Origin of the sequence: Pseudonocardia sp. ICBG1142, from assembly GCF_020496255.1 — a bacterium.
Taxonomy (GTDB): Bacteria; Actinomycetota; Actinomycetes; order Mycobacteriales; family Pseudonocardiaceae; genus Pseudonocardia.
The window spans coordinates 467,372-491,250 of the sequence record NZ_JAHLJC010000031.1; the positions used below are offsets into that span (position 1 = coordinate 467,372).

General features: G+C 74.9%; 23 protein-coding genes. 9 read left to right on the top strand and 14 right to left on the bottom strand.

Features of this window, described 5'->3' with window-relative positions:
- Positions 1–12 precede the first annotated feature (12 nt).
- Together KPL59_RS26410 and KPL59_RS26415 are read right to left on the bottom strand one after the other, a co-directional pair.
- Positions 13–936 carry a LysR family transcriptional regulator gene (locus KPL59_RS26410; protein ID WP_226351070.1) on the bottom strand — a complete coding sequence of 308 codons (924 nt, stop codon included), beginning with the start codon at positions 934–936 and terminating at the stop codon, positions 13–15.
- Between the two features lie 27 nt (positions 937–963).
- Entirely contained in the window at positions 964–1,479 is a 516-nt protein-coding gene (locus KPL59_RS26415; RefSeq protein WP_226351071.1) for a DUF664 domain-containing protein, read from the bottom strand.
- Positions 1,480–1,542: 63 nt separating this feature from the next.
- On the opposite strand from KPL59_RS26415, the gene KPL59_RS37155 reads away from it, so the two are divergent.
- On the top strand, positions 1,543–3,837 hold the full coding sequence (locus KPL59_RS37155; protein WP_226351072.1) for a molybdopterin-dependent oxidoreductase: 2,295 nt from the start codon (positions 1,543–1,545) through the stop codon (positions 3,835–3,837).
- On the opposite strand, the gene KPL59_RS26425 is transcribed toward KPL59_RS37155, so the two are convergent.
- From KPL59_RS26425 to KPL59_RS26455, 7 genes are all read right to left on the bottom strand, one after another.
- Complete coding sequence (locus KPL59_RS26425) at positions 3,827–5,224, bottom strand: sugar porter family MFS transporter (RefSeq protein WP_226362368.1); 1,398 nt, start codon at positions 5,222–5,224, stop codon at positions 3,827–3,829. The genes KPL59_RS37155 and KPL59_RS26425 overlap by 11 nt on opposite strands.
- Before the next feature lie 43 nt (positions 5,225–5,267).
- Positions 5,268–5,750: a DUF4188 domain-containing protein gene (locus KPL59_RS26430; RefSeq protein WP_226362369.1), complete on the bottom strand. Its 483-nt coding sequence runs from the start codon at positions 5,748–5,750 to the stop codon at positions 5,268–5,270.
- Between the two features lie 55 nt (positions 5,751–5,805).
- Positions 5,806–6,990: a CaiB/BaiF CoA-transferase family protein gene (locus KPL59_RS26435; RefSeq protein ID WP_226362370.1), complete on the bottom strand. Its 1,185-nt coding sequence runs from the start codon at positions 6,988–6,990 to the stop codon at positions 5,806–5,808.
- Between the two features lie 35 nt (positions 6,991–7,025).
- Entirely contained in the window at positions 7,026–7,532 is a 507-nt protein-coding gene (locus tag KPL59_RS26440; RefSeq protein WP_226362371.1) for an HNH endonuclease, read from the bottom strand.
- 20 nt (positions 7,533–7,552) lie between these two features.
- Positions 7,553–8,356, bottom strand: a complete 804-nt coding sequence (locus KPL59_RS26445; RefSeq protein WP_226362372.1) for a DUF222 domain-containing protein — start codon at positions 8,354–8,356, stop codon at positions 7,553–7,555.
- Between the two features lie 116 nt (positions 8,357–8,472).
- Complete coding sequence (locus KPL59_RS26450) at positions 8,473–9,120, bottom strand: hypothetical protein (RefSeq protein ID WP_226362373.1); 648 nt, start codon at positions 9,118–9,120, stop codon at positions 8,473–8,475.
- A 53-nt stretch (positions 9,121–9,173) separates the two neighbouring features.
- Complete coding sequence (locus KPL59_RS26455; protein ID WP_075306530.1) at positions 9,174–9,560, bottom strand: YchJ family metal-binding protein; 387 nt, start codon at positions 9,558–9,560, stop codon at positions 9,174–9,176.
- Between the two features lie 100 nt (positions 9,561–9,660).
- Here KPL59_RS26455 and cobT point away from each other — a divergent pair, with 100 nt between their 5' ends.
- From cobT to KPL59_RS26480, 4 genes are all read left to right on the top strand, one after another.
- The gene (gene cobT, locus KPL59_RS37160; RefSeq protein ID WP_308187955.1) at positions 9,661–11,379 is read left to right on the top strand and encodes a nicotinate-nucleotide--dimethylbenzimidazole phosphoribosyltransferase; all 1,719 of its coding nucleotides are present in this window, start codon (positions 9,661–9,663) and stop codon (positions 11,377–11,379) included.
- Positions 11,372–12,583, top strand: a complete 1,212-nt coding sequence (gene cbiE / locus KPL59_RS26470) for a precorrin-6y C5,15-methyltransferase (decarboxylating) subunit CbiE (protein WP_226351076.1) — start codon at positions 11,372–11,374, stop codon at positions 12,581–12,583. The genes cobT and cbiE overlap by 8 nt, the downstream gene beginning before the upstream one ends.
- A gap of 10 nt (positions 12,584–12,593) precedes the next feature.
- Positions 12,594–13,337: a precorrin-4 C(11)-methyltransferase gene (cobM, locus tag KPL59_RS26475; protein ID WP_226362374.1), complete on the top strand. Its 744-nt coding sequence runs from the start codon at positions 12,594–12,596 to the stop codon at positions 13,335–13,337.
- 139 nt (positions 13,338–13,476) lie between these two features.
- Positions 13,477–14,154, top strand: coding sequence for a cutinase family protein (locus KPL59_RS26480; RefSeq protein WP_226351078.1), 678 nt, complete (start codon positions 13,477–13,479; stop codon positions 14,152–14,154).
- Positions 14,155–14,161: 7 nt separating this feature from the next.
- Here KPL59_RS26480 and zwf read toward each other — a convergent pair whose 3' ends face one another.
- Together zwf and galK are read right to left on the bottom strand one after the other, a co-directional pair.
- Positions 14,162–15,679 (bottom strand): glucose-6-phosphate dehydrogenase, encoded by a 1,518-nt coding sequence (gene zwf / locus KPL59_RS26485; RefSeq protein WP_226362375.1) that lies wholly within the window; start codon positions 15,677–15,679, stop codon positions 14,162–14,164.
- A 175-nt stretch (positions 15,680–15,854) separates the two neighbouring features.
- A complete protein-coding gene (galK, locus tag KPL59_RS26490) occupies positions 15,855–16,934 on the bottom strand; it encodes a galactokinase (RefSeq protein ID WP_226362376.1) in 1,080 nt (359 codons plus the stop codon).
- Positions 16,935–17,089: 155 nt separating this feature from the next.
- Here galK and KPL59_RS26495 point away from each other — a divergent pair, with 155 nt between their 5' ends.
- Positions 17,090–17,827 carry a GNAT family N-acetyltransferase gene (locus KPL59_RS26495; protein WP_308187956.1) on the top strand — a complete coding sequence of 246 codons (738 nt, stop codon included), beginning with the start codon at positions 17,090–17,092 and terminating at the stop codon, positions 17,825–17,827.
- Positions 17,828–17,832: 5 nt separating this feature from the next.
- Here the strand turns inward: KPL59_RS26495 and KPL59_RS26500 are convergent, their stop codons facing one another.
- The gene (locus KPL59_RS26500; protein WP_226362377.1) at positions 17,833–19,011 is read right to left on the bottom strand and encodes an ROK family transcriptional regulator; all 1,179 of its coding nucleotides are present in this window, start codon (positions 19,009–19,011) and stop codon (positions 17,833–17,835) included.
- A 139-nt stretch (positions 19,012–19,150) separates the two neighbouring features.
- On the opposite strand from KPL59_RS26500, the gene edd reads away from it, so the two are divergent.
- The 3 genes from edd to nhaA all read left to right on the top strand — a co-directional run bounded on the left by edd (position 19,151) and on the right by nhaA (position 23,364).
- Positions 19,151–21,022 (top strand): phosphogluconate dehydratase, encoded by a 1,872-nt coding sequence (edd, locus tag KPL59_RS26505; protein ID WP_226362378.1) that lies wholly within the window; start codon positions 19,151–19,153, stop codon positions 21,020–21,022.
- 31 nt (positions 21,023–21,053) lie between these two features.
- Positions 21,054–21,671 (top strand): bifunctional 4-hydroxy-2-oxoglutarate aldolase/2-dehydro-3-deoxy-phosphogluconate aldolase, encoded by a 618-nt coding sequence (gene eda / locus KPL59_RS26510; RefSeq protein ID WP_226362379.1) that lies wholly within the window; start codon positions 21,054–21,056, stop codon positions 21,669–21,671.
- A gap of 313 nt (positions 21,672–21,984) precedes the next feature.
- Positions 21,985–23,364 carry a Na+/H+ antiporter NhaA gene (nhaA, locus tag KPL59_RS26515; protein ID WP_374111669.1) on the top strand — a complete coding sequence of 460 codons (1,380 nt, stop codon included), beginning with the start codon at positions 21,985–21,987 and terminating at the stop codon, positions 23,362–23,364.
- 7 nt (positions 23,365–23,371) lie between these two features.
- On the opposite strand, the gene KPL59_RS26520 is transcribed toward nhaA, so the two are convergent.
- Positions 23,372–23,599 (bottom strand): hypothetical protein, encoded by a 228-nt coding sequence (locus KPL59_RS26520; RefSeq protein ID WP_226362380.1) that lies wholly within the window; start codon positions 23,597–23,599, stop codon positions 23,372–23,374.
- Positions 23,596–23,778, bottom strand: coding sequence for a hypothetical protein (locus KPL59_RS26525; protein ID WP_226362381.1), 183 nt, complete (start codon positions 23,776–23,778; stop codon positions 23,596–23,598). Before KPL59_RS26525 ends, KPL59_RS26520 begins: the two co-directional genes overlap by 4 nt.
- Between the last annotated feature and the right edge of the window lie 101 nt (positions 23,779–23,879).

Consider the following 23,879-nt stretch of genomic DNA (forward strand, 5'->3'; position numbering starts at 1 on the left):
ACGGCGGCCGGGTCAGCGGATGCGGCCGCCGGTGGCGATGCGCAGCAGGTCACGGGCGGTGCCGCGGGGGGAGGTGCCCTCCCGCCAGACGGCACGGAACTCCCGGGTCAGGTCGAGGCCGCGGACGTCGACGACGACCAGGGACCCGGCCGCGACGTCGGCGGCGACCACCGCACGCCCCAGCACCGCGGGGCCCGCACCCGCGCGGACGGCGGCACGCAGGGCGGCGTCCGCGGCGTACTCGCGACGCGGCGCAGCGAGCTCACCGGCACCGGCGGCGTCGAGCGCGGCCTCCAGCGCGGGCCGGGCCCCGGCACCGGGCGGCCGGGTGAGCAGCGGGGTACCCGCCAGCTCCGCGGCGTCGACACCGTCGACCGCGGACCACGGGTGCCCGGGGGCGACGACGAGCACCAGCGGGTCCGACGCCACCGTCGCCGCGTGCAGGTCCTCCAGGGGGCCGGGCGTGGACACCACACCGACGGCCGCGTCACCGGACCGGACCGCCGCGGCGGGGTCCGCGGTGTCGCGCAGCACGACCCGCCCGCCCGGACCGTCGCGCAGCTCGACCAGCCAGCCCTGCAGCAGACACTCCGCGACCACCGGGTTCGCCGCCAGGACGACCGCGTCCTCCCCGGCCGGCTCGTCGCGCAGGGCCGCGACCGCGACGTCCAGGTCGGCCGCGGCGGCCAGCAGCGGGCCCGCCCACTCCACGAGCAGGACACCGCGGGTGGTGAGGCTGCTCGACCGGCGCCCCCGCCGGCCGCGTTCGAGCACCGGCCCGCCGGCCTGCTGTTCGGCGGCCCGGATCCGCGCCGACGCGGCCTGCACCGTCAGCCCGAGCCCCTCGGCCGCGGTGGCCATGCTCCCGGAGCAGGCGATGTCACGGAGCAGGGCGAGAGCGGTCAGGTCGGGGACGCGTGCAGGTGCGGTGGCCATCGGAGCCAGCCTAGGTGGCGGGCGGGGTCACACTCCCAGCAGCCCGCGCAGATAGGCCGCCTGACCGGCGTGCTGGAGGTCGTCGCCGACCACACTGACCAGGCGTTCGCCGAGGGTCACGTTCTCCCCCCAGGTGGGCGGCAGGACACGCGACAGGTCCTCGTCGGCGAGGCCCGCGAGGTGCCCGACGGTGCGTTCGTGCACCGCCGCGCCGTAGCCGGTCAGCAGGTCGGCGGTCGTCCGCACGGCGTCGACCTGCGCCGAGGTGTGCCCGAACCCGGTGTCGGCGGGGTCGAGGTCGAGGCCGAACCGCTCGGCCCAGCCCTCGCCGGTCCAGACCTGCTCGGCGTCGAAGGCCTCGGCGACGTGGTCGTCCTGCACCCGCAGCAGGTGCCACGCCAGCCAGCCGATCGGGTTGCCGGGGCCGTCCGCACCCTCCGGGCGGCGGGCGAGGTCGGCCTCGGACAGGCCGTCGACCACCTCGCGCACGAGCTCGTCGATCCGGCCGACGTGGTCGGTCAGCAGTTCCGCGGTCGTCGTCATGCGGCAGGCGTTCCCGTATGCAGGCCTCCGCATGCGGGTTCGTGCGGGTTACGGTGGGCCGTGGTGACCGAGAACGTGAGGACCCACAGCGCGCACTGGGGCGTGTTCCACGCCCGCTGGGACGGCAGCAGGCTGCGGGTCCGCCCGCACCCCGGCGACCCGGACCCGTCGCCGGTGCTGGACAACGTCCCCGCGGCCGTCGGGCACGCCGCCCGGGTCGCCGCACCGGCGGTGCGCCGCGGCTGGTGGGACCGGGGCCCCGGCCGTGACCCCGGCCGCGGGCGCGACGGCTATCGCACGGTGTCCTGGGACGCCGTGCTCGACCGGCTCGCCGAGGAGACCCACCGGGTCCGTTCCACCCACGGCGACGAGGCCGTCTACGGCGGCTCCTACGGCTGGGCGTCGGCCGGGCGGTTCCACCACGCGCAGAGCCAGCTGCACCGGTTCCTGGCGCTGACCGGGGGCTACACCCGCTCGGTCAACACCTACTCCGGCGGTGCCGCCGAGGTGGTCCTGCCGCACGTGCTGGGCACCTTCGACGCGGTGACCCGCTACGCGGTGACCTGGGACCAGGTCGCGGCGCACACCGACACCGTCGTCGCGTTCGGCGGGATGGCGCTGAAGAACTCCGCGATCGCCGCGGGCGGGGTCAGCCGGCACGTCGAGCGCGGGGCGATGCGTGCCGCGCGTGAACGGGGCGCGGTGTTCGTGCTGGTCAGCCCGCTGCGCCCGGATCTGCCGGAGGCCCTCGACGCCACCTGGCTGCCGATCCGGCCGGGCACCGACGTCGCCCTGATGCTGGCGCTCATGCACACGATCGTCGAGGCGGGGCGGGCCGACACCGACTTCCTCGCCTCGCACTGCGACGGCTGGGACCGGCTGCGCGAGTACCTGTTCGCCGCCCCGGCGCGCGACGCCGGGTGGGCCGAGGACATCACCGGCATCCCGGCCGCGACGATCCGGGAGCTGGCCTGGCGGATGGCGCACGGCCGCACCCTGGTCACCGTCGCGCAGTCGCTGCAGCGCGCCGAGCACGGCGAGCAGCCGGTGTGGGGCGGGACGGCGCTCGCCGCGGTGCTCGGCCAGATCGGCCTGTCCGGGGGCGGCTTCAACTACGGCCTCGGGTCGCTCGGGCACTACGGGCGCCCGCGCAACGCGGTGCCGGTGCCCACGTTCTCCCGGGCGCCCAACCCGGTGACCTCGTTCATCCCGGTCGCGCGGGTCGCGGACATGCTGCTGCGCCCCGGGGAGACCTACTCCTACCAGGGCGTCGACCACACCTACCCGCACGTGCGGATGGCCTGGTGGGCCGGGGGCAACCCGTTCCACCACCACCAGGACCTGCGCCGGCTGCGGCGTGCGGTCGCCGAGCTCGACACGTTCGTCGTGCACGACCCGATGTGGACGGCGACGGCGCGGCACGCCGACGTCGTGCTGCCGTCGACGACGACCCTGGAACGCGACGACATCGGCGCCACCAGCTCCGACCCGCTCGTCGTCGCGATGAAGCAGCTCGTGCCCCGGCACGGCGAGGCCCGCGACGACTACGACGTGCTCGCCGACCTGGCCGCGCGGCTCGGGCACGGCGAGGCCTTCACCGAGGGCCGGACGTCGCACGAGTGGCTGGTCGACATGTACGACCGCACCCGCAAGGGCCTGGCCGACCGGGGACTCGACGCGCCGTCGTTCGAGGAGTTCTGGGAGCGCGGCGAGCTGGAGCTGCCCCAGCGTCCCGACGACGGCGGGGTGCTCGGCCGCTTCCGCGCCGACCCCGCCCGGCACCCGTTGCCGACGGCGTCCGGCCGCGTCCAGCTCGGGTCCGGCCCGATCGCCGCGCTCGGGCTGCCCGACCACCCCGGCCACCCCGCGTGGATCGAGCCGACCGAGGTCCCCGACGACCGGCACCCGTTCTGGCTGGTCTCCAACCAGCCGGCGACCCGGCTGCACTCCCAGCTCGACTTCGGCGCCCACTCGGCCGGGGCGAAACGCTCCGGGCGCGAGGTCGTGCGCATCCACCCCGACGACGCCGCCCGGCTCGGGATCGGCGACGGCGACGTCGTCCGCATCCACAACGACCGCGGTGCCTGTCTGGCCGCGGCGCGGGTCACCGACGACATCCGGCCCGGCGTGCTGCAGCTGCCGACCGGGGCGTGGTGGGACCCGCGCCCCGACCCGGACCGTCCCGAGTTCGGCGACGACGGCCTCTGCGTGCACGGCAACCCGAACGCCGTGACCCGCGACCGCGGGACGTCGAGCTTCGCGCAGGGCTGCAGCGGTCAGCTGTGCGCGGTCGCCGTCGAGCGGTACCGCCACGACGCCCCGCAGGTCACCGCGCACGTCCCGCCGGTCATGCGGTGACCGGGCCCGCCAGGTCCTTCTCGATCTCCTCGAGGCTGCGGCCCTTGGTCTCCGGCAGGAGCCTCGTCGCGTACAGGTAGGCGGCGGCCGTCGTCACCGCGAAGAACAGGAAGTTCCAGCCCGCCCCGAACGCCTCGAGCAGCGACGGGAACAGCAGCGCGACGGTCATGTTGAACAGCCAGTTGAACGTCACGCAGAACGCGACCGCGCCGGCGCGTACCCGCAGCGGGAACAGCTCCGGCAGCAGCACCCACTGCACCGGGCCCCAGGAGATCGAGAACGAGGCGATGTAGACGACGATCCCGGCCAGCGTCAGGCCGAGCAGCAGCGGTCCCTGCTCCAGGCCGATCAGGTTCGTGACCGCCAGGACGATCATCGCCAGGCACATGCCGACCGCGCCCCACCGCAGCAGCGGGCGTCGCCCGGCGCGGTCGATCAGCCACATCCCGGGCAGCGTCATCAGCATGTTCACCGCACCGATGGCGACGTTGGCGCCGATCGCGTCGGTCGCCCCGTAGCCGACGTCGGTGAGCAGGGTCGGCGCGTAGTAGATGATCGTGTTGATGCCGACGAAGTTCTGGAAGAACACCAGGAGCATCCCGATCAGGGTCAGCCGCCGCAGCCGCGGGGAGAACAGCGTGCCGATCGCGACCTTCTCGGTGTGCTCGCGCTCGACGCGCACGCTCTCCCGGATCTCCGACAGCTCGGCCTCGGCCGCCTCCGGGGTGCCGCGCAGCCGCTCCAGGACGGCCCGGGCCGTGGTGACACCGTCCTCGTCACCGCCGGGTCCGTGTGCGACCAGCCAGCGGGGGCTCTCCGGCTGGGTGTAGATGCCGATCGCGAGCACGACCGCGGGGATCACGCCGAGCCCGATCATCCAGCGCCAGTCCCGGGCGTCGGCGAAGGCGTAGTCGACGACGTAGGCGAGGAAGATCCCGACCGTCACCAGCAGCTGCATGAGCGAGGTGAGCCGCCCGCGGATCCGGGCCGGGGCCAGCTCGGACAGGTACATCGGCACGACCACCGACACGATCCCGACGCCGACGCCCATCACGAACCGGAACCCGACGAGCATCGCGACGTTCACCCCGAGGGCCGCGCCGAGCGTGCCGACGACGAACACGATGCCGCCGAGCAGGATCAGCGGCCGTCGGCCGAGGGTGTCGGCGAGCTTGCCGGAGACACCCGCCCCGAGCATCGCGCCGACGAGCAGCCCGGACACCACGGTGCCCTGCTCCAGTGAGGACAGCGGGATGTCGTCGGGGATGAACAGGATCGCCCCGGAGATGACGCCCGTGTCGTACCCCCACAGGATCCCGCCGAGTGCCCCGAAGAACCAGATCGCCCACTGCGACGGCCGCTTCGCCGTCCCTGCCCCCGAACTCATCCGCTGATCCTCCGGCGGGGTGTTGCGGGCCGCAACAGGAGGGTCAGGTGGCGTGCCGGGAGGCGTCCAGCCTGCGGCGTCCGTCGTCGGTCGCGGCGTCGACCTCCCGGACCCCCAGCGCCTTCGCCAGCCCCGATGCCGGCATGTCCCCGTAGACGGTCTCGAACTCCCCGGCGACGAAGGTCTCGTGCCAGATGCCGACGGCCCCGGGGTAGCGGCGGGCCCGCCGGTTGAACGCGGCCCAGGCCGGCCGGTGCGTCGCCGTGGTGTCGCTCGCGTAGGCGTAGAGGGACTCGCGGTCGCGCCAGTACTGGACGAGCAGCGGACCGCCGGGGCCGATCCCCGAGCGGGTCCCGAGCAGCCCGTGGGCGGGCTCGCGTTCCAGCTCGCGCAGCATCCCGGCCATCGCGGTCACGACCGGGAGCCACGCCCGGACCTTCCAGGGCTTGTTGAAGCGCATCCCGATCAGGAACACGACGACCTGGTCCTCGGTCGGCTGGTTGGTCGTGCGGGTGTAGGGCGCCATCGGTCCACTCCCTCGTGCGGCGGGCTGTGGATACTGACACTATCCGATAGCGGGGTCATCCGTCGCGGTCGAGCCAGGCCCGGACCTCGGCGGAGTCGGCCCCGAGCGGCGGGGGAGAGCGGCGGTAGGACGGCGGGGTGGCCGACCAGCCGACCGGGTTGCGGACGGTCGGGATGGCGGCGGCGTCGTCGGCCCGGACGACCGGGTCGAGTCCGAGCTCCTCGGCGAGGGCGACACCGCCGTCGACGGTGTTGATCGGGCCGCAGGGCACACCGGCGGCGGTGATCGCGTCGTACCACTCCTGGGCGGTGCGGGTGGCGAGGCGGGCGCGCAGCCGCTGCTCGATCTCCTCGCGGTGGCCGATCCGGTCGGACATGGTCGCGAAGCGCGGGTCCTGCGCCATGGCCGGGTCGCCGAGGACGGTCGCGAGCTTGCGGAACTGGCCGTCGTTGCCGGCGATGACGATGAGGTCGCCGTCCGCGGTGGGCATCGGCTGGTACGGGAACACGCTGGGGTGGGCGTTGCCCATCCGGCGGCCGACCGCGCCGGCGGCGACGTAGGCCTCGCTCTGGTTGACCAGGGTGGACATCGCGACCGACAGCAGGTTGGTCTCCAGCAGCTGGCCCTGCCCGGTCCGGTCGCGGTGCCGCAGCGCCGCGCTGACGGCGAGTGCCGCGTGCAGCCCGGTCAGGACGTCGAAGACCGCGACCCCCGCGCGGAACGGGGGGCCGTCGGCGTCGCCGGTCAGGCTCATCAGCCCGGACACCGCCTGGACCAGCAGGTCGTAGCCGGCCAGGTGGGCGCCGCCGCGGGCCCCGAACCCGGTGATCGAGCAGTACACGACCCCGGGGTTGTCACGGGCGACGCTGTCGTGGTCCAGCCCGAACCGCGCCGCACCACCCGGCCGGAAGTTCTCGACGACGACGTCGGCCCGCCGCGCCAGCTCCCGTGCCGCCGCGAGGTCGCCCGGGTCGGTCAGGTCGAGCACGACCGACCGCTTGTTCCGGTTGATCGACAGGTAGTAGGTGGAGATCTCGCCCTGCTCGGGGTCGCTGACCACCGGGGGCTTCCAGGTGCGTGTGTCGTCGCCGCCCGGGCCCTCGACCTTGATCACCGTCGCGCCGAGGTCGGCCAGCATCATCGTGGCGTAGGGCCCGGCGAGCACGCGGGAGAAGTCGGCCACCAGCACGCCGTCCAGCGGTCCGCCGGTGGGGTCGTCGCCGAACGGGGAGTGGTCCACGTCCCGGCACGCTAGCCGCGACGACGCCCGGCCGCTCACGGTGGGTCGGGTGCGAGGTAGGTGTGTCCGGTGGGTGTCGTGGTCGTGACCCCGTCCGGACCGCGGGCCACGTGCCAGCCGAGTTGTTCGCGGATGTGGTTGTGGAACTCGCACACTCCGCGTCCGTTGTCGAGTTCGGTGTGTCCGCCGTCGGTGTGGCGGTGGATGTGGTCGATGTGGCGGAGGGGTGCGTCGCAGTAGGGCTCGGTGCACCGGTTGTTCGCGCGGGCTTTGACGAGGGTGGCGAGGAGTCCGGTGAAGGTGCGTTGGCGTGAGTCGCCGCCGATGACCAGGCCCTGGTCGGTGAGCAGCCGCCGTAGGGATGAGGTTCCCTCGCTGGTGGCGAGCAGCTCGACCGGGACGGGTCCGAGCCCGGGGATCTCCGCGGGGAGCGGGGAGGTGGGGTCGAGCAGCGCCTGGACCGGGACGGTGACCTGCACTTCCAGGTTGACCGCGGTGGCGGTGGTCTGTCCGGTGACGCGTTCGACCAGGGTGTCGGCCAAGATCTGCCCGCGGCTGCGAGTCAGGGGTGCCGGGTCGATCTGGGCTTGGACGAAGGCTTTCTGCAGTGCGGCGAGGCAGGCGGCGCCTTGTGCGACGGGGAGGTAGGCGGTGAGGTGAGGTAGCTCATCGCGTCCGGTGCCGGGCGCAGGGTGACCCGGCGTTCGGCTGCGGCGGCGTGGACGCGGGCTCGGAAGTGTTCGGGGGCGATTTCGGCGACGAGTCGGCGGGTGAGGGCGCGGAGTCGGCCGATGCCGTGGCGGGTGAGGGCGCGGAGTCGGCCGATGCCGTGGCGGGTGAGGTCGTGTGTGGCGAGGCGGGTGTCGACCTGTCTGCGCTGGTGTGGGTCGAGGTCGCGGCATTCGACGGCGATGGCGGTGACCTTGGCGGCGCTGAGCTCGCCGGCGGTGTGGAGGCCGCGGATGTGGTCGAGTCCGGTGTGCAGGTCGCGGGCGTTGGCGAGGCGGGTGCGGGCCTCGGTGGTGGAGACCCGGCAGGCGAGCTGGATCTGGGCGACGACACTGCGGGGGAGCCGCTCGAGGTCGGTCCGGGCGCGGTCGCTCCCGGCGGTCCGGTCGTCGGTGAGCCGGTTCTCGACGTGGGCTCGGGCGAACGCCCGGATGCGGGTGGACTGGAGTGCGGCGAGGGAGGCCTGGACGGACTCGATCTGCTGGACCTGGTCGATCAGGTCGGCCTCGGAGAACAGGGTGGTGTCGTCGCCGATCGCTTGGTCGATCAGGAGCTGGATCAGGGCGAGGTCACCGGAGCGGAACCTGCCGGAGCCCACGCCGGTGGCGTGGGCGGGTGGTTCCTGGGTCGCGGTCACCTCACCATGGTACTCGACCATATGTTCGATCGAACGCCTTTCGTCGCAGGCAGGAGGCCACTCGTCGCGCACCCGAACGCGCTGTGCGGGCGCCCGTTCCCCGGGGTGCCGGGCCGTCAGTTCCGAGCGGCGTCGCGGGCCACTGCCTCGGCAAGCCGCGCGGCCACCGCGGAGGCACCGACCGGCTCGGCCTGCGCGTTCACGACCGTCGCCTCGTCACGCCCCGACGCATAATGGCGACCCGTCCAGCGAATCCCCTCAGGTGTCCGCAGCTCCCGGACGTTGCCGGTGCCGTAGGTGTCGACGAGCCGCTTCAATTCGACCGCGCCGGTGATGTCGGGCATCTCTACGACGGCGACGGCAACCACCACTCGGGCCCCGCGCTCGCGCACCTCGAACGACGCCCGCCCGACCGCGACGCACGGGGAACCGGCGAAGAACTCACGCACCCGGCCGTAGGAGACCGAGGCACAGTCGGTGCGGACGTCGCCGTCGAGACGACGGACCTCACGGCCTGCACCGGCCAGCCGGCGAGCCGCGCCGTACTGGTTCCGATCCTTCGCGCGGACGCTGCGAGAGCTCGCTGCCGCGGATCCTGATGCCCCGCTCGACGCCGCGGCCCCCGCTCCGGCCGCGCCGCCGGCCGCACCGCTGCCGAGGCCTCCACCGGACACGGCGAGCCACAGCGCCAGCAGGAGCGCGCCCACCCCGGTTCCGGCCTTGACGAACCGGCCGTCCGGGCCCCGCTTGTCGTGCCGTGCCAACCGTCCCCACCCCTCCGTCCACGCGGAGTCGCCAGAGGGGCACGGGGCGTTACCTACCCGACGTCACCGTCGACGTAGAACCACCGCCCGTCCTCCCGGACGAACCGGCTGCGCTCGGCCAGCACCCCGTCCGTCCGGTGGGCCCGGAACTCGACGGTCCCCTCGGTCTCGAACATCGTCCCGCCCGAACGCGCGACGATCTCCAGTCCCGTCCATACCGACCCCGGCTCCAGCCGCAGCCGCCGCGGTCGCGTCGACGGGTGCCACGACGCCAGCAGGTACGCGCGGTCGCCTCGCACGAAGGCGGTGTAACGGCTGCGCATCAGGGCCTCCGCCGTGGCGGCGGGGCGCCCGGCGAGCACGGGGGCGCAGCAGGTGTCCTCGGGGCGGCCGGTACCGCAGGGGCAGAGCACGGTCGTCGAGCATGCCCCACCCCGCATGTGAGGTGCCCGACCGACCCGACGGGACAGTTGACCACCTCGACGGACGTGTGGTCGTCTCATCCGTCGCCGTGCCGTGTACCGCAGGAGGAATGCCGACGTGACGGACTTCTACGACGTCCTGCACTCCCGCCGTGACGTCCGTACCGGCTTCCGGCCCGACCCGGTCGACGACGACGTCCTCACCCGCGTCCTGGCGGCCGCGCACGCCGCTCCGAGCGTCGGGTTCTCCCAGCCCTGGGACTTCGTGCTGGTCCGCGACGCGGCCGTCCGCGAGCGCGTGCACGCCCTGGTCTCCGCCCAGCGCGACCGCTACGCCGCGTCGCTGCCCGCCGCCCGCGCCGAGGCGCTGCGCGCGATCCGGGTGGAGGCGATCCGGGAGACCCCGCTGAACGTCGTCGTGACCGCCGACGCCACCCGCGGCGGCCGCCACACCCTCGGCCGGCACGAACGGCCCGAGATGGGCCCCTACTCCGCCGCCCTCGCGGTGCAGAACCTGTGGCTGGCCGCCCGGGCCGAGGGCCTCGGCGTCGGCTGGGTGTCGTTCTTCGGTGACGAGGGGCTCACCGAGCTCGGCGCGCTGCTCGGGCTGCCCGCACACGTCGAGGTCGTCGCCTACCTGTGCGTCGGCCACGTGGACGCCTTCCCCGACCGGCCCGAGCTGGAGCGGCACGGCTGGGCCCGGCGCCGCCCGCTGGACTGGGCGGTGCACCAGGACACCTGGGGTGCCCGCGGGCTGCCCGGCGCCGCACCCACCGCGCTGCTGGAGTCCACCGTGGAGGCCGTCGCACCGGTCGACGAGGCCGCCCGGGCCGCGGCTCGCGACCGGCTCGACCGCATGACCAAGCCGCGTGGCGCGCTCGGCCGGGTGGAGGACGTCGCCGTCGCGCTGGCCGGGATCGCCGGCGCCGAGGTGCCGCCGGTGCCGTCCCCGGCTGCGGTCGCGATCTTCGCCGGCGACCACGGCGTGCACGCCCAGGGCGTCACCCCGTGGCCGCAGGAGGTCACCGCGCAGATGGTCGCGAACTTCACCGCGGGCGGTGCCGTGGTGAACGCGTTCGCCCGTCAGCTCGGGGCGGAGGTGCTCGTCGTCGACGTCGGGGTGGCCGCCGATCTGGATACCGTCCCGGGGCTGCTCCCGCGCAAGGTCGCGTCCGGCACCGCGGACATGACCGCCGGGCCCGCGATGACCCGCGAGCAGGCCCGCGCGGCACTGGAGCACGGCATCGAGGTCGCCCGAGACCTGGTCGCCGCCGGGAACCGCTGCCTGCTCACCGGGGACATGGGCATCGCCAACACCACCGCCGCGGCCGCGCTGGTGTGTGCGTTCACCGGGGCCGACCCGGCCGTCGCGACCGGGCGCGGCACCGGCGTCGAGGACGAGACCCTGGCCCGCAAGACCGACGTCGTGCGTCGTGCCCTGGAGCGGCACCGGCCCGATCCGGCCGACCCGCTCGGGGTGCTGGCCGCCGTCGGCGGGCTGGAGCACGCGGGGCTGGCCGGGTTCGTCCTGGGCGCCGCCGCGCTGCGCACCCCCGTGGTGCTCGACGGCATCATCGCCGGCTCCGCCGCGCTCGTCGCCGCCGCGTTCGCCCCGGAGGTCGCCGGCTACTGCCTGGGTGGGCACCGGTCCGCCGAGCCAGGCGGTGCGCTCGCCCTGGACCACCTCGGCCTGGCGCCGCTGCTGGAGCTCGACATGCGCCTCGGCGAGGGCACCGGCGCGCTGCTCGCGCTGCCGGTGCTGCAGGGCGCGGCGCGGGCGATGGCCGACGTCGCCACCTTCGACGCCGCCGGGGTCACGGACAAGACCGGTGGGTGACCCGCTCACCGTCGTCGGGGTCGGCGCCGACGGGTGGGCCGGGCTGCCGGAGACCCACCGCGACGCCCTGCGCGACGCCGAGGTGCTGCTCGGCGGGCCCCGCCAGCTCGACCTGCTGCCCGCCGACGTCGCCGGGGAGCGGCGGGCGTGGCCGTCGCCGCTGGTCCCGGCGCTGCCCGGGATCCTCGACGAGCTGTCCGGCCGCCGCGTCGCGGTGCTCGCCTCCGGCGACCCGATGTTCTTCGGGATCGGCGCCACGCTCGCCCGCGTCGCCGGGCCGGACCGGCTGCGGGTGCTGACCCACCCGTCGTCGGTGGCGCTCGCGTGCGCCCGCCTGGGCTGGGGCTCGGAGCACGTCGCGGTGCTCAGCGTCGTCGGCCGCCCACTCGACGCGCTGCGCCGGGCACTGGCCCCGGACGCCCGGCTGGTCGTGCTCTCGGCCGGAGCCGGGTCGCCCACCGAGATCGCCGGGCTGCTCACCGGCGCCGGGTGGGGTGGGTCGCGGATGACGGTCCTGGAGCGGCTCGGCGCGCCCGACGAGCGCCGGGTGTCCGCCACCGCCGCGGCCTGGCGGGGCGAGGCGGACGCGTTGAACGTCGTCGCGGTCGAGTGCGTGCCCGACGCCGGGCTGGTCCCGCCGGGGGAGACGCCCGGTCTCCCCGACGACGCCTACGACCACGACGGACAGCTCACCAAGCGCGAGGTCCGCGCCGTCACCCTCGCCCACCTCGCGCCGCGCGCGGGGGAGCTGCTGTGGGACGTCGGCGCCGGGTCCGGCTCGATCGGCATCGAGTGGATGCGGGCGCACCCGCGGTGCCGCGCGATCGCCGTCGAGAGCCGCCCCGAGCGCGCCGACCGGGTCGCCGCCAACGCCGCGGCCCTCGGCGTCCCCGGCCTGCGGGTGGTGACCGGCCCCGCGCCGGACGTGCTGGCCGGGCTGGAACGCCCCGACGTCGTGTTCGTCGGCGGCGGGCTGACCCGCGAGGGCGTCCTCGACGCCTGCCTGGCCGCGCTGGGACCGGGCGGCCGCCTGGTCGCCAACGCGGTCACGGTGCAGACCGAGGCGGCCCTGGCCGCCGCCCACGCCGCACACGGCGGGGACCTCGTGCGGGTGCAGGTCGCCCGCGCCGTCCCCGTCGGCGGCTTCCACGGATGGCGCCCCGCCATGCCCGTGACCCTGTGGAGCTGGAGGAACCCCTCGTGAGGACCGAACCGTGACGGTGCACTTCATCGGGGCCGGACCCGGTGCCGTCGACCTGCTGACCCTGCGGGCCCGCGACCTGATCGCGGCCTCCCCGGTCTGCCTCTACGCGGGCAGCCTGGTGCCGCTGGAGATGCTGGAGATCTGCCCGCCCGGGGCCCGCACCGTCGACACGGCGCTGATGACGCTCGACGAGATCCTGGACGAGATGGTGCGCGCGCACCGGCACGGGCTCGACGTCGCCCGGCTCGCCTCCGGTGACCCGTCGGTGTTCTCCGCGATGGCCGAGCAGATGCGCCGGCTGGAGGCGGCCGGCGTGCCCTACGACGTGTGCCCCGGCGTCCCGGCCTACGCGGCGGCGGCCGCGGCGCTGGGCCGCGAGCTCACCGTCCCCACGGTCGCCCAGACGGTCACCCTGACCCGGATCGCGGCGCGCGCGACCCCGATGCCGGAGAACGAGGGTCTCGACAAGCTGGGCAACGCCGGCGGCACCGTCGTGCTGCACCTGGCCGTGCACCGCATCGCCGAGGTCGTCGACGCGCTCGCCCCGTCCTACGGCGGCGACTGCCCGGCCGCGGTGGTGGCGCACGCGTCGCGCGCACACGAGATCGCGCTGCGGGGGACCCTGGAGCAGATGCCCAAGGCCGTCGACGAGGCAGGCATCCAGCGCACCGCCGTGATCATCGTCGGCGAGGCGCTCGCGGCCCGGCACTTCCCGGACTCGCACCTCTACAGCGCGGACCGCTGCCGGAGCTGACGACGCGGCGACCGCTCGTCGTCCGTTCGCCGCCCGACGGTGGCATCCGGGCGCGCGACGATCATCGATCGAACGCGCACGTGGCCCACTGGACGCACCCGATCGGAGGATCGGCGTCGGTCGGTGGGAGGAACCAGCCGTGCAGATCAGGAGCGTCGTCACCGGGATCGCGGCCGCGGTCGGCATCGCATTGGCAGGCGTCGTCGCCGCCCCCACGGCGGGCGCGGCACCCGCCCCGCCGACCGGGTGCCCGCAGATCGAGACGATCGCCGTACGCGGCAGCACCGAGGCCCAGGGCGGCGGCAGCATCGCGGGCCCGCAGGCGTCGTCGATCCAGTCACGGTCCGCGCAGACCGTCCGGACCCACGACCTGGTCTACCCGGCCTCGCTCGGCAACTACGCGAGCAGCGTGCGCCAGGGGGTGTCCGCGCTGCGCAGCAGGCTGGCGGCGACCTCCGCGCAGTGTCCGTCCACCCGGTTCGTCCTGATCGGCTACTCGCAGGGCGCCCAGGTCATCGGGGACACCCTGGCCGCGGGCGGCGTACCCGGCGCCGACCGCATCCCGGCCGTGCTGCTCTTCGGCGACCCGACGTTCAACGGCCGCGAGAGCTACAACACCGGCAGCTACTCCGCGGCCCGCAACGGCGTGTTCGCCCGCTCGCGCGGCACGCTGTCGGCCTACGCGTCCTCGATCCGCTCCTACTGCAACGCCACCGACAACTTCTGCCAGCGCGGGGCGACCGGCTCGGGGCACTACCGCTACGCGAGCGACCGGACCGCCGCCACGACGTTCGCCGTGCAGCGGATCGGCGGCTGAGCCCGGCTCAGTAGTCCTCGTGCCAGGCCCGGCCGTCGCGCTCGATCAGCGCGGTGGCCGAGGCCGGGCCGTGGCTGCCCGCGCTGTAGGGGCGCGGCCGCTGGTCGGTCGCCTCCCAGGTCCGCAGGATCGGCTCGGCCCACCGCCACGCGGCCTCGATCTCGTCGCGGCGCATGAACAGGGTCGGGTTGCCGCGCAGCACGTCCATGAGCAGCCGCTCGTAGGCGTCGGGCAGCCGGTCGCCGAAGGTGCGGGCGAAGCTCAGGTCCAGCGGCGCCGGGATCGGGCGGATCCCGCCGGGGCCGGGCTGCTTGGCCGTCATGTGCAGCCGCACGCCCTCGTCGGGCTGCAGCCGCAGGACGAGCCGGTTGGCCGGGATCTCCTCGCCGAACGCGGGGAAGATCGAGTGCGGGACCGGCTTGAACTGCACGACGATCTCCGACGCGTGGGTCGCGAGCCGCTTGCCGGTGCGCAGGTAGAACGGCACCCCGGCCCAGCGCCAGTTGGCGACCTCGGCGCGCAGCGCGACGAAGGTCTCGGTGGAGGAGCGCTCCCGCTCCCGCGGGGTCCCGGCGCGGGACTCGGCCAGCTCGGTGGCGTAGCCGGGCACCGCGGTGCCGTCGACGAGCCCCTCGACGTACTGCCCGCGCACGGTGTCGCGCACCACGTCCGGACCGTCGAGCGGCCGCAGCGACTGCAGGACCTTCAGCTTCTCGTCGCGCACGCCCTCGCCGTCGATCTTGGCGGGCGGCTCCATCGCGACCAGGCACAGCAGCTGCAGCAGGTGGTTCTGCACCATGTCGCGCAGCGCGCCGGAACCGTCGTAGTAGTCCGCGCGGTTCCCGACACCGATCGACTCGGCGACGGTGATCTGCACGTGGTCGATCTGCGAGGCGTTCCACAGCGGCTCGAACAGGGAGTTGCCGAAGCGCAGGACCAGCAGGTTCTGCACCGTCTCCTTACCGAGGTAGTGGTCGATCCGGTAGATCTGCTCCTCGGAGAACACCGAGCCGACCTCGTCGTTGATCGCCTGCGCCGACGCCAGGTCGGTGCCCAGCGGCTTCTCCAGCACGACGCGGGTGTGCTCGTCGACGATGCCGGCGGCCGCGCTGCCGACGCAGATCCGGCCGAACAGCTGCGGGGCGGAGGCGAGGTAGAGCACCCGGGTGCGGCCCGGCGAGGGCGCCCCGATCAGGTCCGACAGCAGCGACCAGTCGTCGTCGGCGACGTCGAGGGTCACGTGGTGCAGCCGGTCCAGGAAGCGGCGGTGCTGCGCGTCGTCGGCGCAGGCGTCGGGGCCGGCCCAGCGCGGCGCGGTGCGCCGCAGCTCGGAGTCGACCTTGTCGCGGTAGCCGGGGTCGTCGACTCCGGAGCGGGACACGGCGACGATGCGGGTGTCGTCGGCGAGCTGGCCGTCGCGGTCGCGGAGGTAGAGCGCGGGCAGCAGCTTGCGCATCGCGAGATCGCCGGTGCCGCCGAACACGACGACGTCGGCGGGGGCCATGACGGGAAGGGGGTGCGGCACGAGCCGTCTCCTCGGTAAGCGAACGGGTGCGGGTCGAGCGGTGCCAGGGCCCGCATGACGGGCACTTCCGTACTGTACCGATTCCGTTCCGCCCGCGAAAGGCGTAAGGGGTATGCGGTCAGGCCAGCCGGCCCGCCCCGTCCGACGGCGTTCCGGTGAACACGACCGGCTCGGTTCAGCCGCGCTGTGCGTAGGCCTCGCGCACCGACGCCGCGACCGCGGCCGCGGCGTCGGCCTCGACCAGCGCGATCACGCAGCCGCCGAAACCGCCGCCGGTCATCCGGGCGCCGGTCGCGCCGCCGGCGCGGGCCGCCTCGACCGCCACGTCGACGTGCGGGACGGTGATCTCGAAGTCGTCGCGCATCGAGGCGTGCGAGGCGTCGAGCAGCGGCCCGATCGCCCGCGGGTCCGCGCCGCCGGTGAGCAGGCGCACGGTCTCGACGACCCGGTCGTTCTCGGTCACGATGTGCCGGGCCCGGCGGCGGATCCGCTCGTCGGCGATGCGGGGCAGGTCGTCCGGGCCCGCGTCGCGCAGGGCCGCGACGCCGAGCGCGGCGGCCGCGGCCTCGCAGTCGGCGCGCCGAGCCCCATACTCGCCCGAGGCGTGTGCGTGCGGCGCACGGGTGTCGACGACCAGCAGCTCCAGGCCGTGCGCCGGCAGGTCGAAGGGGACGAGCTCGACGGTGTCGTCGCGGGTGTCGAGGAACACCAGCCGACCGGCGCGGCCGTGCATCGAGGCCATCTGGTCCATCCCGCCGGTGGGGGCGCCGACGAACTCGTTCTCCGCGCGCCGCGCGATCCGGGCCAGCGTCGTGGGGTCGACGTCGATCCCGGCCAGCCCGGCGAGCGCGACGCCGACCGCGCACTCCACCGCGGCCGACGACGACAGCCCCGCCCCGACCGGCACGTCGGAGTCCAGCTCCAGCTCGACCTCGCCCACCGGGTACCCGGCCTCGCGGAACGCCCAGCAGGTCCCGGCCACGTAGGCGGCCCACCCCGGGACCTGGCCCGGCACCACCGACGCCGCGGAGAACTCCACCGCCCCGCCGGGCTCCTGCACCGACCGGACGCGGCTGCGGCCACCGGTCGCGGGCGCGGCGGCGACGACGGCCCGGTGCGGCAGCGCGAAGGGCAGCACGAACCCGTCGTTGTAGTCGGTGTGCTCGCCGATCAGGTTGACCCGCCCCGGGGCGAACCAGACCCCGGTCGGGGCCGCCCCGTGACGGGTGGTGAAGGCGTCGGAGACGATGGACATGGCAGCTCCGGTCGTACTGGTGCGTGATCGCTGGCGGGCTCGGTGGTGGGCACGGTCGCGGACTCTGTGGCGGACTCGGTGGCTGGTCCGGGGGCGCGGGCACGGTAGCCGACCCCCGCGCCGCGGGGCCGGGGAGCCGGGGCACGATGACCTCCGTGCCCGACGTGTCCGATCGCCTCGAGTCCGTCCTGAACGACCCGGTGACCGCCACCCTGCGCGGGCGGCTCGGCGCCTTCGGCGCGACCCGCGGTGGCGCGGTGCGCTTCGACCCGGAGGTGTCGCCGTTCGGGGCGCTCCCGCTCGACCGGGACGGCCACGGCAGCGCCGGTGACTGGGCCGACCTCGCGGCGCTGTGCGGGCCGGGCGAGGAGGTGGTCGTCGTGCGCTCCGCCGACGGGCCACCCCGGGTCCCGGCGGGCTGGGAGCTGCTCCGTGCGATCCCCGGGGTGCAGATGGACGGCTCCGCGGTGCCGGGCGCGGCCGCCGACGACGTCGTCGAGCTGGGCCCGGCGGACCGGCCGGAGATGGCGGATCTCACCGCGCGCACCCGGCCGGGGCCGTGGCTGGCGCGCACCGCCGAGCTGGGCCGCTACCTCGGCGTCCGCCACGACGGCCGGCTGGTCGCGATGGCGGGGGAGCGGATGCGCCTCGGCGGCGAGGGTGCCGCCGGGGCGACCGAGATCAGCGCGGTCTGCACCGACCCGCAGTACCGCGGCCGCGGTCTGGCCCGCCGCCTGGTCGACGCCGTCGCAGCCGGGATCGTCGCCCGCGGCGAGCGCCCCGTGCTGCACACGGCCGCCGACAACCACGGCGCGATCCGGCTCTACGAGGCGATGGGGTTCACGCTGGCCCGCGCGATGCGGTTCGACCTGCTGCGCGTGCCGCACCGCTGAGCGGCTCAGGCCGACAGGGCGGCGTCGACGGAGCCGGGGGAGAGCACCTCGTCGAGCACCAGGATCGCGCAGCCCATCACGCCGGAGCGCCCGCTGAGCAGGCCCGGCTCGATGCGCAGGTTCTGGGTGGCCGCGGCCATCGAGCGCCGGTAGATCGCCTCCCGCACGCCCGCGACGATCGGGTCGAATGCCCCGACCAGGTCCCCGCCGATCGCGACCAGCGCGGGGTTGACCAGGTTCACCGCGGCGGCGAGGACCTCGCCGAGCCGGCGCCCGGCGATGCGCACCAGCCGCACCGCGTCCGGGTCGCCCTGCTTGACCAGCGCGACGACGTCGGCGATCGCGGTGACCGGCTGCCCGCACTCGGCGAGGTCGCGCACCAGGGCGCGGCCCGAGGCCAGCACCTCCAGGCAGTCGATGTTCCCGCAGCCGCAGCCGATGCCCGGCCCGTCGTGGACCGGGGTGTGCCCGATCTCGCCCGCCGCGCCCCAGGCGCCACGCTGCAGCACGCCGCCGCAGACGAGCCCGGCGCCGACCCCGGACCCGATCTTGACCATCAACAGGTCGTCGACGTCGGGATGCGCGTCGTGCTCGGCCAGGGCCATGACGTTCACGTCGTTGTCGACCAGCACCGGGGCCGGGAAGCGCGCGGTGAGCAGCGGCGGCAGCGCGATCCGCTCCCAGCCGGGCAGCGCGGGGACACCCACCGACCAGCCCCGCTCGCCGTCCACGGTGCCCGGGATCGACAACCCGATGCCGCGGATCGTCGCGTCGTCCACACCGGCGGTGAGCAGCAGCTTCTCCAGCCGGATGACCGCCTCGGAGAGCAGGTGCTCCGGACCGGCGGAGGCGGGGATGTCCACGACCTCCTCGGCGAGCACGGTGCCGGACAGGTCGCACACGGCAGCCTTGGACCGGCTGACCCCGACCGACAGCGCCAGCACGGTGCCGCCGGCGGCGTTGAACTCCAGGCGCGCGGCGGGGCGCCCGCCGGTCGCGGCGGCGCCGACCACCTCGGTGACCAGGCCGTCGGCGAGCAGCCGGTCGACGCGTGCGGCGACCGCGGTCCGGGACAGGCCGGTCTCGCGACCGATCTCGGTCCGGGTCCCGGCCACGCCGTCCCGGACCAGCCGGAAGATCTCGCCCGCCGTGGCGGGCGCGCTGGTCGGGGTGCGTCCTCGCATTCGTCCAGTGAACCACAGGGCTTCCACCTGGTGAAACGCTGATGCCGTCGCACTAACGTCTTGTGAGTACATAAGTCAGTCGATAGAGTGCTTATCGAACGGTTCGCCAGGCCCCCCACCCTCTGGAGATCGACGTACCGTGACCGCTTCCGTCCCGCTGCACCCCGTCGTCGACGCCGTCACCCGGCGGGTCGTCGCCCGCTCGGCCACCACCCGATCCGCCTACCTCGAGCGCATCCGTGCGGCCGCCGCCGCGGGGCCCGCAGCCGGTCCCGGCCGCGCCGACCTCGGATGCGCCAACCTCGCCCACGCCGTCGCCGCGTGCGGCCCGGACAAGCTGACGCTCACCGCGTCGCCCGCCCGCAACATCGGCATCGTCACCGCCTACAACGACATGCTCTCGGCGCATCAGCCGTTCGAGACCTACCCCGCGCGGATCAAGGCCGCGGCCCGCGCCGCGGGCGGGGTCGCCCAGGTCGCCGGCGGGGTCCCCGCCATGTGCGACGGGATCACCCAGGGCCGCGCCGGCATGGAGCTGTCGCTGTTCTCCCGCGACGTCATCGCGATGTCCACCGCGATCGCGCTGAGCCACGACATGTTCGACGCCGCCGTCCTGCTCGGGGTCTGCGACAAGATCGTCCCCGGGCTGGTGATGGGGGCGCTGTCCTTCGGTCACCTGCCGGTGCTGCTCGCCCCGGCCGGCCCGATGACCTCCGGCCTGCCGAACAAGGACAAGGCCCGCGTCCGGCAGGCGTTCGCCGCGGGCGAGGCCGACCGCGCCGAGCTGCTCCGGGCCGAGTCGGCCAGCTACCACGGCCCCGGGACCTGCACCTTCTTCGGCACCGCGAACTCCAACCAGCTGCTGATGGAGGTCATGGGCCTGCACCTGCCGGGGTCGTCGTTCGTCAACCCCGGCACCGCGCTGCGCGACGCCCTGATCGACGAGGTCGCCCGCCGCGCACTCGACGCCGCGGGGGACCCGGACCGGGCGATGGGCGCCGTCGTCGACGAGAAGGCCGTGGTCAACGGGATCGTCGCGCTGCTGGCCACCGGCGGCTCCACCAACCACACGATGCACCTGGTCGCGATGGCCGCCGCCGCGGGCGTGCAGATCACCTGGGACGACTTCTCGGACCTGTCCGCGGTGGTGCCGCTGCTGGCCCGGATCTACCCCAACGGCTCCGCGGACGTGAACCACTTCCACGCCGCGGGCGGCACGGCGCTGCTGGTCCGCGAGCTGCTCGACCACGGCCTCGCCCACGACGACGTCCGCACCGTCGACGGCCCCGGCCTGCGCCGGTACACCCGCGAGCCGTTCCTCGACACCGGAAGCGGCAGCGGCATCGGCAGCGACACCGGCGTTCTCGTCTGGCGCGAGGGACCCACGGAGAGCCTGGACAAGTCGGTGCTCCGCTCGGTCGCCGACCCGTTCTCCCCGGACGGCGGGCTGCGCGTGCTGCACGGCAACCTCGGCCGGTCGGTGGTCAAGACCTCCGCCGTCGAGCCCGACCACCGCGTCGTCGAGGCACCGGCCGTGGTCTTCGACGACCAGGACGACCTGCTGGCGGCGTTCGCCGCGGGTGAGCTCGACGGGCGCGACCTGGTCGCCGTCGTCCGCTACCAGGGCCCGCGTGCCAACGGCATGCCCGAGCTGCACAAGCTGACCCCCGCGCTGGGGCTGCTGCAGGACCGCGGCCACCAGGTCGCGATCGTCACCGACGGCCGCATGTCCGGCGCCTCGGGCAAGGTCCCGGCCGCACTGCACGTCACCCCGGAGGCCGCACAGGGCGGACCGCTGCGCAGCGTCCGCGACGGCGACCTGGTACGTCTGGACACCCTGAACGGCACGCTGTCCCTGCTGGTCGACGCCGACGAGTTCGACGCCCGCGAGCCCGCCCGACCCACCCGCCCCTCCGGTCCGACGACCGGAACCGGGCGGGAGCTGTTCGGCGCGTTCCGGGCGGCCGTCGGACCCGCCGACGCCGGCGCGACCGTCGCCCTGCCCTACTGAGCCGCCCTGCCCTACCGAGAGGACCCCGCCCGTGAGCGAGAAGCTGCTGGAGCTGGCCCCCGTCGTCCCCGTCGTCGTGCTGCACGACGCGGCGACGGCCGTCCCGCTCGCCCGCGCCCTGGTCGACGGCGGGCTGCCGGTCATCGAGGTGACCCTGCGGACCCCGGCCGCGCTCGAGGGCGTCCGCCGGATCGCGGCCGAGGTGCCCGACGCCGTCGTCGGCACCGGAACCGTCCGCACCCCCGACGACGTGCGCGCCTCGGTCGAGGCGGGCGCCCGCTTCCTGGTCAGCCCCGGCGCGACGCCACGGCTGCTCGACGCGATGGAGGACTCCGGGCTGGACTTCCTCCCCGGGCCCGCGACGATCTCGGAGATGATGGCCGTCGCCGAGCGCGGACACACCGCGTGCAAGTTCTTCCCGGCCGAGGCGGCGGGCGGGCGCCCGTTCCTGAAGGCCGTCGCCGGGCCGCTGCCGGACCTGCGGTTCTGCCCGACCGGCGGGATCACCGTCGACTCCGCGCCGGACTACCTCGCGTTGCCCACCGTCTCCTGCGTCGGGGGGTCCTGGCTGACCCCGGCCGACGCCGTCGCGGCGGGGGACTTCGAGCGGATCCGCGGGCTCGCCGCGGCCGCCGCGGCGCTCGGCTGACGGTTCGGCGAACGCAGCACGGCCCGGGCCGCCAGCACGGCCAGCAGCACGTAGCCGAGGACCAGGATTGCTCCGGCGATGTCGCTCACCGCGCCATGGTGGCGCCGCTGCGGCACGGGCGGGTGGGATCCGGACGCGATCCTGACGCCCGGGGACGGCACGAGGGGGCCGCGCCGGGGCGTCGGGCCGCCGGTGGTGCGCGCCTCGAACGGGCTGACGCCGACGCCGGCGGCCGTTAGGATCCCGTACCGGTGTGCCGGGAAGTCTGGTCGGCGAGCGCTGCCCGCTGCCCGCCCGACCTCCCCGGAGCCCCGTGAACACCGGTCCCGTGCCCACCACCCCCACCCGCCGACGCCTGTTCCCCCACGGGTCCTGGCCGCGCGCCCGCCGGGTCGCCGACGTGCTGCGCACCGAGACCGTCGGCGGTGTCCTGCTCGTGAGCGCGGCCGCGGCGGCGCTGCTGTTCGCCAACTCGCCCTGGCGCGACACCTACACCGCGCTCGCCGGGTTCACCGTCGGCCCCGCCGCGCTGCACCTGGACCTGTCGCTCGCGACCTGGGCCGCCGACGGGCTGCTGGCGGTCTTCTTCTTCGTCGTCGGGCTGGAGCTCAAGCGCGAGTTCCTGGCCGGGGACCTGCGCGACCCGCGCACGGCGCTGCTCCCGGTCGCCGCGGCCGTCGGCGGCATGGCGGTGCCCGCCCTGATCTACGTCGCGATCAACCTCGCGAACCCCGACGCCCTGGTCGGCTGGGCCATCCCGACCGCCACCGACATCGCCTTCGCCCTCGCGGTGCTCGCCGTGATCGGGACCCACCTGCCGACCGCGTTGCGGACCTTCCTGCTGACCCTCGCCGTCGTCGACGACCTGCTGGCCATCACCGTGATCGCCGTGTTCTACACCGACCGGCTGTCGGTGGCCGCGCTGCTCGGGGCGCTCGTCCCGCTCGCGCTGTTCACCCTCGCGGTGCAGCGCGGGGTCCGGTCCTGGTGGGTGCTGCTACCGCTCGCCGCCCTGACCTGGGTGCTCGTCCACGCATCGGGGGTGCACGCCACCGTCGCCGGGGTGCTGCTCGGCTTCGCGGTGCCGGTCCTCGGTCGGCGCCGGGTGCACGGGGTGTCGCTGTCGGAGCACTTCGAGCACCGGTGGCGCCCGCTGTCGGCCGGGTTCGCGGTGCCGGTGTTCGCCTTCTTCGCCGCCGGGGTCACCGTCGTCGGCGGCAACGGCAACGGCAACGGCAACGGCAACGGCAACGGCAACGGCGACGGCGGGGGCGGGGGCATCGGTGCCGCCCTGGCCGACACCGTCACCCTCGGGGTCGTCGCGGGGCTGGTGGTCGGCAAGACCGTGGGCGTGCTCGGCGCGACCTGGCTGGTGCAGCGGTGCACCCGGGCCGAGCTGTCCGACGACCTGTCCTGGTGGGACCTGCTCGGCCTCGCGCAGCTCGCCGGGATCGGGTTCACCGTGTCGCTGCTCGTGGGGGAGCTGGCCTTCGGCACCGGGACCCCGCAGGACGACCACGCGAAGATCGGTGTGCTCGGCGGGTCGCTGCTCGCGGCGCTGCTCGCGACCGTGGTGCTGCGTGTCCGCAACGCCCACTACCGGCGGATCCGGGACATCGAGACCCGCGACGACGACCGGGACGGCGTCCCGGACGTGTACCAGCAGGAGGACCGGACCAGCCCGGACGGCTGAGGGCCGGTCAGCGGTGGTCGGCGCGGGCCGCGGCGTGCTGCACCGCGGCCGGGGACAGGCCGCGCCGCCCGTGGTCCCAGTCCCCGGTGTCCGGGCGCGCGCAGGGCAGGGCGTGCACGAAGCTGCGCACGGGCCCGCCGTCGGGCGTCGTCCCGCCGTGGGTGCGCATCCGCAGCGGCTCGGTCGTCGGGTCGATCGGGTTGAGGCAGCGCTCGCAGAGCGCGTCCCGGATCACGCAGCCCACCGACCGGCCGGGACCACGGTGCCCGCGGGGACGCACGCCTCGACGTGCACGACGGCCTCGCGCCAGGTCACCTCGCCCGCCGCATCGGCCGACTCGATGTGGGACAACCGGTAGACGCGCTCGGTCTCGGCGTCGACGGGGGCGAAGCAGCGTTCGCAGAGCTGGATCATCGGGCTCGACCTCGCGGCTCTCTCTCGGGATCGGACGGCCAGGATCCACCTACCGGCCATCATCCGGACACCGGAACGTGACCGGCGCCGCTGTGTGGTGC